Origin of the sequence: Nostoc sp. UHCC 0302 (genome assembly GCF_038096175.1) — a bacterium.
Classification (GTDB): Bacteria; Cyanobacteriota; Cyanobacteriia; order Cyanobacteriales; family Nostocaceae; genus UHCC-0302.
In genome coordinates this window covers 7672926-7685943 of the sequence record NZ_CP151099.1, presented here as the reverse complement: position 1 = coordinate 7685943, position 13018 = coordinate 7672926, and the positions used below count along the sequence as shown (strand labels likewise).

10 protein-coding genes are annotated in these 13018 nt (G+C 39.6%); 5 read left to right on the top strand and 5 right to left on the bottom strand.

The window, feature by feature from the left end; translation table 11 throughout:
* Nucleotides 1–279: 279 nt before the first annotated feature.
* Both WKK05_RS33295 and WKK05_RS33290 read left to right on the top strand, forming a co-directional pair.
* Complete coding sequence (locus tag WKK05_RS33295; protein ID WP_341527241.1) at nucleotides 280–486, top strand: hypothetical protein; 207 nt, start codon at nucleotides 280–282, stop codon at nucleotides 484–486.
* A 17-nt stretch (nucleotides 487–503) separates the two neighbouring features.
* On the top strand, nucleotides 504–770 hold the full coding sequence (locus tag WKK05_RS33290) for a type II toxin-antitoxin system RelE/ParE family toxin (RefSeq protein ID WP_341527240.1): 267 nt from the start codon (nucleotides 504–506) through the stop codon (nucleotides 768–770).
* A 254-nt stretch (nucleotides 771–1024) separates the two neighbouring features.
* Here WKK05_RS33290 and pgmB read toward each other — a convergent pair whose 3' ends face one another.
* The 3 genes from pgmB to WKK05_RS33275 form a co-directional block, all read right to left on the bottom strand.
* Nucleotides 1025–3949 (bottom strand): beta-phosphoglucomutase, encoded by a 2925-nt coding sequence (pgmB, locus tag WKK05_RS33285; RefSeq protein ID WP_341527239.1) that lies wholly within the window; start codon nucleotides 3947–3949, stop codon nucleotides 1025–1027.
* A 719-nt stretch (nucleotides 3950–4668) separates the two neighbouring features.
* Entirely contained in the window at nucleotides 4669–5982 is a 1314-nt protein-coding gene (locus WKK05_RS33280; RefSeq protein ID WP_341527238.1) for an NAD(P)/FAD-dependent oxidoreductase, read from the bottom strand.
* A 37-nt stretch (nucleotides 5983–6019) separates the two neighbouring features.
* On the bottom strand, nucleotides 6020–7150 hold the full coding sequence (locus WKK05_RS33275) for a DUF5009 domain-containing protein (protein WP_341531257.1): 1131 nt from the start codon (nucleotides 7148–7150) through the stop codon (nucleotides 6020–6022).
* A gap of 84 nt (nucleotides 7151–7234) precedes the next feature.
* Here WKK05_RS33275 and WKK05_RS33270 point away from each other — a divergent pair, with 84 nt between their 5' ends.
* Complete coding sequence (locus tag WKK05_RS33270) at nucleotides 7235–8812, top strand: family 10 glycosylhydrolase (RefSeq protein WP_341527237.1); 1578 nt, start codon at nucleotides 7235–7237, stop codon at nucleotides 8810–8812.
* A 343-nt stretch (nucleotides 8813–9155) separates the two neighbouring features.
* Here the strand turns inward: WKK05_RS33270 and WKK05_RS33265 are convergent, their stop codons facing one another.
* Nucleotides 9156–9719 carry a thermonuclease family protein gene (locus tag WKK05_RS33265; protein ID WP_341527236.1) on the bottom strand — a complete coding sequence of 188 codons (564 nt, stop codon included), beginning with the start codon at nucleotides 9717–9719 and terminating at the stop codon, nucleotides 9156–9158.
* A 688-nt stretch (nucleotides 9720–10407) separates the two neighbouring features.
* Here WKK05_RS33265 and WKK05_RS33260 point away from each other — a divergent pair.
* Nucleotides 10408–11301, top strand: coding sequence for a transposase family protein (locus tag WKK05_RS33260; RefSeq protein ID WP_341525207.1), 894 nt, complete (start codon nucleotides 10408–10410; stop codon nucleotides 11299–11301).
* 163 nt (nucleotides 11302–11464) lie between these two features.
* Complete coding sequence (locus tag WKK05_RS33255; protein ID WP_341527235.1) at nucleotides 11465–12160, top strand: ferritin-like domain-containing protein; 696 nt, start codon at nucleotides 11465–11467, stop codon at nucleotides 12158–12160.
* A gap of 175 nt (nucleotides 12161–12335) precedes the next feature.
* Here the strand turns inward: WKK05_RS33255 and WKK05_RS33250 are convergent, their stop codons facing one another.
* The gene (locus tag WKK05_RS33250; protein ID WP_341527234.1) at nucleotides 12336–12650 is read right to left on the bottom strand and encodes an S-layer protein; all 315 of its coding nucleotides are present in this window, start codon (nucleotides 12648–12650) and stop codon (nucleotides 12336–12338) included.
* Between the last annotated feature and the right edge of the window lie 368 nt (nucleotides 12651–13018).

Sequence of the window (13018 nt, the reverse complement as noted above, 5' to 3'; positions counted from 1 at the left end):
TCTCCTTTAGGAAAAGGACTTATGTTTTGCTCCGCTGACAATAACTGTAAATATTTTTGTTCATTTATTGACTTACATCCCGGTCTAAGATTACTTATAGCGGTTCTCAGTTCAATCCAATACACTGCTAGGGACACGGCACTATTCCCTAGACCCGTGATATAATTTTGTATCGAATTATGCAACGAAGAATGGCTATAACATGATAACTGTTTGTAGGATAATTAGATTTTTTCGTGGGAATTGTTGTATCTACATTCAATATTTATGGGTCTAAACATGAAAACAGAAATCGAAAGAGAAGAAATTATCAAAGCTATCAACGTACTGCTAACCCAAGCTTACGATAGCACTTTAGACGAAATTCTCGCATTATTAGAGCGGATTGAAGAAGAAGAAGAAGAAGAAGACTTAAAAGCCTATGATAAGGGTAAAGAAGATATGCTGATTAACGGTACTGTAAGCTGGGAAGAAGTTAAAAAATAAATAAACAAGAAAGTGGCGTGAGTTATCAAGTTGAAATTTCCAAGGGTGCATTAAAACAACTTAAAAAATTATCGCCAGAACTTCAGGAACGTATACAACTAAAAATTGATGATTTAGCGATAGAACCCCGTCCAGACGGTGTTAAAAAACTAAAAGCTAGAGATAACAGTTATCGAATTAGAGTAGGTGATTATCGCGTTATATACGAGATAATCGATAATATTTTGTTGATAATTATTGTAGAAGTTGGACATCGTAGTAATCTTTATAAAGAGAAAAAGTAGCGGCGTACTCGATTTTATTAAATTGTGCAATGGTGTTGAGGAAAGAAATTCAACGTTTTCAAGTCACTCATCTGTTGGGCCAATCTACGATTCTAATGGTAATTAACTCTTAGGCTAAGTTAATAAGGAGAGCGATCGCATGGTAGAAATTGTTTAAGCGATCGCTATCTCGAAATCCCAATTTGAAAAAAGAATGTGACAAATCATTGTAGAGACGCTTTAAACAGCGCGTCTCTACCAAAGGTGAATGGGTGTTACACTCTCGCTTCTACGAGTGCGCCTATTTTCTCGCTGTTAGCTAACTGCTGGTGCAAGTCTTGCCAAGACACACCTTCTAGACTAGATAAAACCACATTAGCCCTACCCACTCGCGCAACTGGGCCTAGCCCGACAACCTGCATACCAGCAGCATGAGCAGCTTCGATACCTGCTGTTGCATCTTCCACTACGATACAGTGTGACGGTGACAAGCCAAGTTGTTGGGCAGCAAACAGAAAGACGTCTGGTGCTGGTTTTGATTGAGAAACACTGTAGCCATCGGCTATTGCATCTAATTTATCCTCAATGCCCAATCGTTCAATTACAGACTGGGCATTTTTACTGGATGAACCCAATGCTACTTTAATCCCAGCGGCTCGTAGTTCTTCTAACAAATTTGTCACTCCAGGAAGTAAATCAGCGCTAGTAATCTGCTGCATCAGTTCCAGGTAGTAGCGATTTTTTCGCTCCATCATCTCTTGAATTTGCTCTTCAGTGACGGTGCGATCGCCTAAAATTTGCAATAGTGATTCCCGCCGTGGCAATCCTCGCATCGCTTCGTTTGCTTCCCTATTAAAAGGGATGCCCTCTTCTTCTGCTAGCCGCTTCCAGCCTAAATAGTGAAACTCTGAGGTATCAGTTAAAACACCGTCTAAATCAAAGATTACGCCTTTAATTGTTGAGTAGGTATCTGCCAAACTGGGAACTTTTACTTCTGATTCTGCTCCCAAGTCGAAGTCAAACCACTCGTTGCGCCATTTAAGCCGAAATTTCAAGCGTGTCCAGCCTGAAGGCAGATTTGCACAAGCAATGGGGCCAAATTGTGTCATGCGGATACCACCAAAGCCAAAAACTACAGCTTGCCAAACACCTCCAGCACTGGCGGCGTGAATTCCTTCACCTGCATTGAGCCTGACATCTTCTAAGTCTACTAAGGCTGCTCGCATAAAATGCGTGTAGGCTAGACTTGGCTGATTCAGGTCACAAGCTAAGATGGCGTGAATTGCTGGGCCGAGTGAGGAACCATAACTATGGTCGGTACGCTGAGTGTAATAGTCCCAGTTGGTAGCGATGGTTTTATAATCGTAGCGATCGCGTAGCAAATACAAAAGCATCAACACATCCGGCTGCTTGAGAATTTGCTTTTGGCTAGTGGCTTCAATTCCCAGCAATCCTTGTAGAGATTGAGTGCGTGGTTCATAATCGGCAAGGTTGACGTGTTCTAGCTGGTAAAAGCTCTCAAACTGCTCAATTAAACCTGTTTCAACATCTTCATTGATAAATAGACGTTCTTGAATTTCTGTCCAACGATGCAGACGTTCTGTAGTTAAGTTGAGTTTTTGCACCAAATCTGCTGAAATTTCGGGATAAGCTTGTTTAAACCAGTCCCACAACGCTAAAGCTGATTGTAAGTGCCACTGTACCATCAGATTGGTGAAGGCATTATTATCGACGCGATCGTGATTTTCATCTGGGCCAATCACATCTAAAATGTCATAACTGTGGCGTTCTTGGTTCCACTGCACCCGACTTTCCCAGAAAACAGCGGTATCGAGGATAATTTCTGCACCATAATCCCGCATCCAGTCATCATCGTCGGTAGTTTGCCAGTAATGCCAGACTGCATAAGCTACGTCAGCGGTGATATGCACTTCAATGTCACCGCACCAAATCCGCACTAATTCACCGTTAGCACCTGGAACCCACCGGGGAGTGACTTCATCGCCAGTAGTGGCACTTTCCCAAGCAAACATTGCGCCTTGATAACCCGCTTCTTGGGCTTTGCGTCGCGCTCCTGGTAAGGTGTGATAGCGGTATGTGAGCAAATTACGCGCCAGGGCTGGTTGAGTTAAGGTTAAAAAAGGAAGGATGAAAATTTCTGTGTCCCAAAAGATATGTCCGCTGTAGGCAAAGCCAGACAGCGTTTTGGGAGGAATGCTCACTCTGTCGTCTTGACGTGGTGCTACTGCCAATAGTTGAAAGAGATTGTAACGAACGCTCAATTGCGAAAGGCGATCGCCTTCTATAATAATGTCACTGTCTTGCCACACCTGATCCCAGGCAGCGATGTGAGCTGCTAGCAGAGTTGTGTACCTGGGTTCATCAGCTAATCTTTCTAGTGCTGCTGCGATCGGATTTTCTGTTTCTCGTGAAGTAAACACAGTGACAATCTTTTCTACAGTCACCGTTTTTCCGGGGACGAACTCAAAAGTGCTTGCCAAGGTTGGAGAATGAGAAGGATTTTCAACGCGGATTGGTGCAGTATCATCACCTTCTACCACTAACTTAGCTGCCATCCCCAGTTGAATCTCTGAGTGGAGAGTCTGGCTGTGTAGCCAGAGAATATGATCTGCTCCACCTTGACTTAGGGTTTGCCAGTGTTGTGTGCCTTGGGTATCTGGTTTGGCATCAAACCCAACTTCGACAGTAACATCACCCTCAAAATCTAAGGATGTGATTTGACAACGGATTGCCAAAACGTGTTGATCTGCCAAACTAGTGAAACGCTCGAAGTGGAAGTCTAAGGTATGACCATTATGGCTACGCCACCGCACATCACGGCTAACTAAACCCAAACGTAGGTCAAGCCGACGCTCGTAGTTGAGAATTTCACCACTATCCATGCTAAAGCTTTCCCCTGCCACTTTTACCACCAATGGCAGCCAGCTAGGGCAGTTGACTAGTTCAGTATGAGCAATTTGGACGTCATCGTATACGCCGTGAATCAATGTTGCTGAAAAATCTTGAGGATACCCTTCCTCGAAACTACCCCGCGTTCCTAAGAAACCGTTGCCAAGTGTGAAGACGGTTTCTTTATGGTGTAGCTGCGTGGGGTCAAACTCCGTTTCAATAACGTTCCAGCCAGTAGCGTCAAGCAGTTGTTGATTGTGTTGAAAATCGGAAACCGACAGATTGAGCATGAGTAATAAAACCTATTTTCAGGAATTGGCTCTAGTTAGGATGAATACCAGTTGTAGGGTTTAAAAGTACTTTGTGCCTTTCCTTCTCTGTTAAAACTTAGATACAGCTTCAACAGCAAAAATTGACGTTCTCGTTAACAGAAACTTTCCTTATTTCATCCCTCTATAGTAGGTTTCATCAATATCTTAAGTATGAACTCAAAAAGACAAAAAACTACATCTATCTTTACATTTAGTTAAAAATAATTGGAAAATAAATTGATTTAATAAATTAATTTATATATATGAGTTTAATAACGTAATTCATCGCGCTTTAAAGCAGCTAAGACGCTTAATGACAAGAGTTGAAATAATTTTTTATATTTTATTAAAAGTAGAATTGTAAAATAATACCAATTTGAAAATGCTGTAGAGACGCGATGAATCGCGTCTTCACCCAAGGATGTGTTGCAATCATTAATTGAATTGGTATTAGTTTTCACCGAAAAAACCAGGGTTTCAAAGCCTCTGTCCCTGTGGGGAAGAGATTTGGAGAGGGTTTTTTAGATCCGTCGAACTCACGTCGGATTTAGGAAAATCGCAAAGCTAAAAACCCCAGTTTCTCTGAAAAACCGGGGTTATTGTTGTTCACAAATGATTTAGGATTGCTATAAGATTTCTATATAGGCGAATCACTATGTAAAATTAATTAGATTATCGTGTCGATAATCTAATTAGTTCTAACGAGCAAACAACTTTTTATTAGAATTCTTCACCTTTGAAATCCAACCTTGATAATATTTGAGAATATCTGAATAAGGAACTGTACTGGCAGATAATAATTCCCGCAAAGGTGGTACAAAAAACTGAGGAAATAGTTTGTGCATAATCTTTGCAAAACTTTCCCTGAAGATGAGTTCGGTAAATAAAGTTTTAGAGGTAGGAATAACGTTTGTATCAAGTTCCCATAGTGCGTAAGCATCTGGCTGTCGGCGGATAGTAAACTGCTCTATAGCAGTACCCCAATCATCAGAATATTCATCTAAAAGACTATCAAAAATCAGCACATCCTCAAATGCATTATTACAACCTTGACCAAGGGTTGAAGAAATAGCATGAGCAGCATCTCCCATAATTACCACACTGTCACGATAATGATAGCGATCGCAGCGTGTTCTTAATTGTGTTCCTATTGGTCTTTTCAAAAAAGCTTCTGCTTCTTCTTCAGAAATTAGCGGTGCAACCTCTGGCAAATTCTGCTGAAAGAATGCCATTACTTCTTCTTTTGTAGATAAATCAACTACTTGATTTGCCTTTCGTGGGAAGAATAAAATTCCAATAAACTTTTCCTCTAATTGCGGAACTATACCAAAAGTTACCCCTTCTTCTATTCTCCAAACATGAATAAAATTAGGTTTCAAGTTGCGACTGATTTTTTCTTTGTTACTTAGCAAAAAAACTGTTTTGTAGCAAGCATTAGCATACTCTTGTTGAAATTCAAAAAAATCTGTGTTTAAAAAATGCGTTCTCACTACTGAACGCGCTCCATCTGCGCCAACTAAGAGGTCATAATTAACTGTAAATTCTTCTGGATCTTTGTCTGATGCTGCTTCTATAATTTTCTCAAAGCTAACAGTTTTTGCATCAAAATCAAGACCAGTACATTGGCAATCGAAATGAATTTCAATTTGGTTTTTGTTGTAATTTTCAGTTAATGTTGATAACAGAGATATTAATATACTAGTTCGGTCGCTATTAAATATATTTTTTCTATGCCGATTCTCTGTTATGCCATTTTTCTGATATATTATACTCCCATGATTATCTACACAAGTTGCTTTAACTGCGGCTTCTAGCCCATCTATTTTTCTCAAAGCTCTTAGCCCTCTTTCATTGATGCCATAAGGGATAGTTCTAGAGTTGACTAAAGAGGCTTTTCGAGGATCACTACGGCGTTCGTAAATTTCGATTTTATATTGATTGCCACGACGCAATAAATAATTTGCTAGTAAAACTCCACAAGGGCCAGCACCAATAATAATAACTTTTTTCATTGTTATTAGTAAAATACCGTGTAATTTTATATTGGTATTAAATTTTCAGAAACCAACGACGATTATACATTCCATAGAGAATTACCCACCAAAGTAACACCATTGCGATCGCAAATAATAAAGAACCATTAAATGTACCCGCCCAAGGGCGAAAAAAATGCTCATAAATCCAGGTGTATGTAGTTGTGGGTTTAGTACCGCTGCCAACGTACGTTTTAATTAAAATTCTAGTCAAAAAACCAGAACCGACAAACAAAAAAATTGCATTTAACCCCATAACTTCAAGTGGGAATCCCCAACGTCTAAAACCTCGTACCTCTATCAACTCGTAACAAATAGCTAACACCAACATTGCCCAACCAGCTGTAAACAGAACGTAAGAACTTGTCCACAGTTGTTTATTAATTGGGAAGACAAAACCCCATAATTGCCCAATAACCAAACAGATTAGCCCGAAAATGACAATATTTACACTGGTGCGGCTGGTCACAGTCTGTTTTCGTAACCAATCACCTGTGAAGTAACCAAAGAGAACAGTGACAACTGCTGGCAAAGTGCTAAATAAACCTTCAGGGTCAAAAGGCCCGCCTCGAAACAGATGTTGTGTCCCCAAAATGATGCGGTCAATATAACCTCCCAAGTTACCTTCTGGGGTAAGGTTTCCTGCACCGTAACCAGGGACGGGAATTAGTTGCATTGCTCCCCAGTAGCCAACTAGCACGATAATTACTAATGTCCACAACCAGCGCCAAGAAAGATTCAGGACAGCTAAAGCGGCTAATACATAAACTAAGCTGATGCGTTGCAAGACTCCCATAATCCGCATAGTGCTGAAATTAGGGAGTACACCTTTTACCAGCCAATCCAAGCTTAGAGAAAACAAAGCTAGCAGCAAACCAAGAGCAAACAGTACGACCCCGCGACGGAGAATTCGCCAATAAACAGCAGTAGTAGGGCGATTTTCTGAGATGTACTTGGCAAACGAAAAAGGCATTGCCACACCGATAATGAACAAAAAGAACGGAAAAACCAGATCCGGCGGTGTGCAACCGTTCCACTTGGCATGGTCTAAAAGGGGATAGACATAATCCCAACTTCCGGGATTGTTAACTAGAATCATAGAGGCGATCGCTATCCCCCGAAATATGTCCAAAGAAGTAAGGCGCAAGGAAGGTGCAGAAAACTTTTCCAATGGTTTAGATACAAAAACTCCGACTATAGTTTAATCTTTTGGGAACTCTTCAAGAATCTTGTGAACATCAAAGCTCTTTTCCTCAGTGGATTGTTACTTTTTACCAGTGCTTCTGTTCAAGCTATTGACCCTCCACGCAAATCAGAAACTATCGTCCCGCCATCGCCAACCAGAGAATTTCGCGGTGTTTGGATTGCTACCGTAGAAAATATTGATTGGCCTTCTAGACCCGGTTTAACCACCGACCAACAAAAAGCGGAACTGATTGCCATACTTGACCGAGCGGTAAAATTAAAACTGAATGCAGTTATCTTTCAAGTACGTCCTGCTTGTGATGCACTTTACTCATCTCCCTACGAACCTTGGTCACAGTATTTAACTGGACAGATGGGTAAAGCACCAGAACCAAATTATGATCCTTTAACTTTTGCAGTAGCAGAGGCGCATAAGAGAGGTTTAGAATTACACGCTTGGTTTAACCCTTATCGCGCACGCCTTGCCCAAACTAGAACTGCAATTTCTGCTAATCACGTCAGCAAAACACATCCAGAGTTTGTCAAGCAGTACGGCAAGTTTCTTTGGCTAGACCCAGGAGAAAAGGCAGCTCAAGATTACTCCCTCAAGGTAATTATGGATGTTGTTCAGCGATATGATATTGACGGCGTTCATATTGATGACTACTTTTATCCTTACCCGGAAAAAACCAAAAACAATAAAATTATTGATTTTCCTGATGAAATGAGTTGGCAGAAATATCTCCACTCAGGAGGCACACAAAGCCGTGATGACTGGCGGCGGGAAAATATCAATACATTTGTTCAGCGTTTGTATTTGAGTATTAAAACCCAAAAGCCTTGGGTGAAATTCGGAATTAGTCCCTTTGGCATTTGGAAACCTGGCTATCCGAAACAGATAACAAGTGGAAATAGTTCAGGAAGTTTCGATGCTTACGATCACCTATATGCTGATTCGCGAAAATGGCTAGCGAATGGCTGGTTAGATTACCTTTCTCCGCAATTATATTGGAAGATTGAGCAAACTCAACAGAGTTATCCTGTCTTGCTAAACTGGTGGGTAGAGCAAAATACCAAAGGCAGACATATCTGGCCAGGAATTTATACTAGTCGTGTAGCAAATAATGGTAATAGCCGCACAGCTTGGCCTGCTAATGAAATCCTCTCTCAAATCAAGGTGACGCGCGGTTATTCTGGAGCTGATGGCAACGTTCACTTTAGCATGAAACCTTTGATGCAAAATCGTAACGGAATTTCGGATTTGTTATCAAAGGATGTTTATGCAAATCCTGCTTTAATACCAGCATCACCGTGGTTAAATGCATCTCTACCAAGTAAACCCGATGTAAAAATTTATCAAGCTGGAACTAGTGATAAAATTCAGCTTTACTGGCAACCAACAGATAAAACAAACGTTTGGTTATGGGTTGTACAGACAAAAACGGGTAATCAGTGGACTACGAATATCTTACCGATTGGGCAAAATTCCTACATTCTCAACAATACACAGGTTGACAGTGTAGCAGTCTCCGCAGTTAATCGCTACGGAACTCAGGGAGCAAGCACTTTTGTCAAAGTCAAAGATATTCAGGCGCAACAACCAGCATTTAGGGCTGGTTCCTAAATTAAAATAGGAGTCAGAATTCAGAATGCAATCAGTGAGAAATAAAGGTTGTTACCCTAAATTTACAAAGCTGTTGTTACTAAAATCACGATTTGTTTTTTAGGAACATGATTTTTTCACTAAAAGCAGGTTGTTTTAAAAACGAAAATGGAATTTAGGTCGTAGGGTGTGTTAACGCGACAGCGTAACGCACCTATTTATTTGTTAGGCTGTGCGTTATGACGCTAAGCCTAACGTATCCTACTAGATATTTTTTTGGAAGTCTCCAGCACTCATGTAAATTGTGCGATCGCAGGCGTCATACTAAGTGAGTTCCATAAACGGAAAGAAGAAATTATCAGCTTTATTTATTGAGAGTGCGATACTCCCACGGATTGACAAACTTAGCATCACGCCACACACCAAGCCGTTGTTGTTTGGCTTGGGCTTCGGCTTGTTGAACTATGTCTCTACTAGGACACTTATTTAAATAGGGACGATAGACTTTTGCCAACCCTTCCTGCAACAGAACTTGTTGTACAAGAGTACCATTTCTCAACCGGACTTCTGCTATCTTCCTGCCGTAGCGATCGCTATCGGTAATATTCAAAGTTACGCGATCGCCTCCTTGTTCCACCAGTTCTTTTACTCGTTCTTGTGCTTTTACACCCCAACTAAATTGATTGCGATCGCTGCTGCGTCTACTCTGTTTTTCTTTATTAGAATGAGCTATTTCTGGTGCATCCAGACAAGCAAAGCGCACAGTAAAATTTTTGCCATCAGTATCTTTGACTACTATAGTATCGCCATCGCTGACTCGCTCAACTACGTCTCCCGAATTACCGACAAGGCGATCGCAGCCTAGCAAACCCAAAACAATAATAGTCGTGCAAAGCCAAAATCGCGCTTGCTTAGTTAATGTTTTCATTAAAAATCACCAAAATATCTCTGAGGGATGATACTAGCCAAATGAGAAGATATGTTGGATAACTATATATGAGTTGACTGATCTACTGCCATAGCAATTAATACCTTTTGTTATGTTTATAAAACTTTGATAACTTCTAACAATTTTACGTGCAATCACCCAAGTATTTCAAGACACTGTTCGCTTTTACCAATCATTTTTGGGTGCATTAATAAATATACAGAGTTGGATTGTGCATTCCCAACCATAAGCTACCTTAACTCAGTATTTGTAAATAATAGATGGCTTCAAATAGTGCTAAATCTTATCAAAGATAATACAGCATGACTAAAATAACTAATAAAAACTTACTATATATGGCTATGATTTGATTTTTGAAAAAACTCGCCCTCAACTCGAAAACCCTGATTCCCTAGTCCCTAATTCCCACTCCCCGCCTACGCAGATAATTTCAAAAATTAAATATGATTCCTATATAGGCTTTCTTACCTTGTGCCTCGAAGATGCAAGCAACAAATTAAAAACGAGGATTAGTATAAGAAATATCACCTTCTAACAGTCAACGGGAATCTTTCATGAACTTTTTGACTTATGCCATGCATCTAGTAAACTTGTCCGAAATATTAACTTAGGAAAAGAAAAATGGTAAAACGTTAGATTGGGCGTCTACCATTTTCCACAATTAGTTATGATTTTAGATTATATACAAAAGTATCCACTACGAACAAAACAGATTTTAGGGATTAGTTACGAACAATTGCAATCACTGCTAAATTGCGCCTTAAAACGAAATCGATACATCAAAGCTAAACAAGAGAGTCATAAAATTAGAATTAATGCGGCTGGTGGTGGTCGTCCCGAAAAGTTATCAACCGAAGAACAAGTATGTTTATGTCTATTTTATCTAAGACAGATGCCAACATTCCAAGTATTAGGAATGCTATTTGGTGTTTCCAAAACCGAAGCTAATGATACATTTCACGACTGGATACCAATTCTTCGTGATATATTACCTGCTAGTTTATTAGAACAAGTATCAAATAATGAAAGTGATTTACTATTTGTTCAAGAAGTATTAACAAATTTTAGGCTATTAGTCGATAGCTTAGAACAGCCAATATATAGGGATTCTGACCAAAAAGAGCAACAGAAATATTTTTCTGGAAAGAAGAGACAACATACATTAAAAAGTCTGATAATTGGCATACCAGAAGGCAAAGATATTGTAGAGGTAGAAGTAGGTGTTCCTGGGCCAACAGCAGATATAAAATTGTTTCGTCAATCTCAAAATAAATTTGATAAATCTCAACCCTTTTCAGGTGATAAAGGCTTTCAAGGAGGTGAGAATATCACTACTCCTCATAAAAAGAAACCAAAACGAGAATTAACTCAACAGCAAAAAGATGAAAATAAGGCTTTATCTAGTAATCGGATATTCATTGAACATTTGATTCGATTACTTAAAATATTCCGCATAGCCTCACAAAGATTTCGCTTAAAGCTTGAGACGTATGAGCAGATTATTTTAACAGTTTGCGGATTAGTTAGGTTAAGAATTGGTAGCTTAGTTCTGCCAACTTAGCTAGTAGCAAAAATCATAAATTTTTAGAAATTAGGAGTTAATTTTTATGCCTCTAAATTATCACTAACTATCTCAAAGCCTTATAATTACGTATTTACGAAGATATCAAAGTTTTGCCCCAAAGCTTTGAACAGTCTGGCTTTGGAATTTTCGGACAAGTCTAGTGGGTTCGGGTGCTGTTGCTTATTACTATGCCGCTCAAATTCGTGACTCTAAAACTCGCCCCAACGTCCTTGCAGGGTTTCAATTGGCAGAATCTGGCTCAGTTCCATTTTTATCTGCACTGAGCGATCGGGCAGCAGCCGAAGGCGATACATGGCTGGCAGAAAAACTCGCAAAACACGCATCAGATGAAACTAGGCATGGTCAGGTTTTTGCTCACGCCTTAAAACAGCTGAATAAACAAGTTATAGATTTCAAACGTCAATCCCAAAGTCCATCTACAAGTAAATCAAAACAGCAGCGCAGTCCCTTTTTTGCAGCATTCTATGAGGGTTACACACAAGAACAGCTAAAACCCCCTGTTATTGACTGGGATGTATTTATGGCTAGCACTTATATTCTGGAGTTAGATGCTAGTAAAGACTTTACCCGTATGGCAAAAGTATTACCTGATGATGAGCCAACCACTCGCAACTTAAAAATGGGAATATTGAGCATTGCTAAAGATGAAACTGGTCATGCAGCTTATCTCTACGAAGCGATGTTGCGGCGAATGTCTGCAAATCAAGTAGAACAACTTGTAGATAAATGGCGCAACCGCAAGATAAACGCTTTATTGGCAATGGTTGGCGGTATTCTCCAGCGCAATGGCGAAACTCGTTCACTAGTTCAGGATAGTGAGCCAGTCAATGTTTAATTAAAGAATTCAATAATCAGAATTCAGAAACCAGAATTAATTAGTCGTGGATTTAAATCAGCGCTAATTGTTTTGCACCAAATAACTCAATCCTAAATTCTGGTTTCTGACTTATTAGATTGTCAATTGACTCACTTAATTTACCGTTAGTTAATTTGAGAAAGTTTTTCTTTTTTTACTTTTGAAACTGTGGTTCTTTTTCATATTGCTGCTGGCTTTGTATTGGTCGCAACTTCTCAAACAAAGCAGGCGGAGTCGCTTGACGGAAGGCTCCGCAGTAATGCATAGTCATAACTGCTTTAAAAGCCCAATGGTTTGATGGTACGTCGCTAAAGGGATTTGGCAAAGTTTGGGCTTGGTTCTGGACGCAAGCATTTATAACTTTATTTGATTGCCCTGGAGTTCTGTTATTAAGCTCTTGAGCTTTGACAGGAGCTACTAAGCTAGTAACAGATAACGCCATAACTGTTAGTAAAATTTTGCAGTTCATAAATTTTTGTCTCAAGTTTAATTTTTTCGAGACGCAGTTTATTATCTTCCAGTTTCTAGACTGCTACCCAGAAACTGGAAGAATCTTACTGTTATTAAGTGTAAGAAAACATTGTAAGTATTACTAACAGCATGATTAATCCACTAACCAAAAGGGCTAACGATCCCCAAGTGACGGAATTTTGTTGTACTCTTTGCCATATATTGGCAACTAAATTATTCCGAACTGCCATTTTATACCTCCGAATTTTACTAATTTTCTTCTACTAAACTCGAATAATCGAGTCAGCCAGAAGTAATATGCATCTTGGAAAGTATCATCTATGATCTGCTTACTTCCAAGAATTAAGTAGCTGAGATTTAAATCAA

Excerpts from the sequence above, each read along its gene's own strand:
- WKK05_RS33295 (WP_341527241.1), top strand. The coding sequence starts at position 280 with ATGAAAACAGAAATCGAAAGAGAAGAAATTATCAAAGCTATCAACGTA.
- pgmB (WP_341527239.1), bottom strand. The coding sequence starts at position 3,949 with ATGCTCAATCTGTCGGTTTCCGATTTTCAACACAATCAACAACTGCTT.
- WKK05_RS33280 (WP_341527238.1), bottom strand. The coding sequence starts at position 5,982 with ATGAAAAAAGTTATTATTATTGGTGCTGGCCCTTGTGGAGTTTTACTA.
- WKK05_RS33265 (WP_341527236.1), bottom strand. The coding sequence starts at position 9,719 with ATGAAAACATTAACTAAGCAAGCGCGATTTTGGCTTTGCACGACTATT.
- WKK05_RS33260 (WP_341525207.1), top strand. The coding sequence starts at position 10,408 with ATGATTTTAGATTATATACAAAAGTATCCACTACGAACAAAACAGATT.
- WKK05_RS33250 (WP_341527234.1), bottom strand. The coding sequence starts at position 12,650 with ATGAACTGCAAAATTTTACTAACAGTTATGGCGTTATCTGTTACTAGC.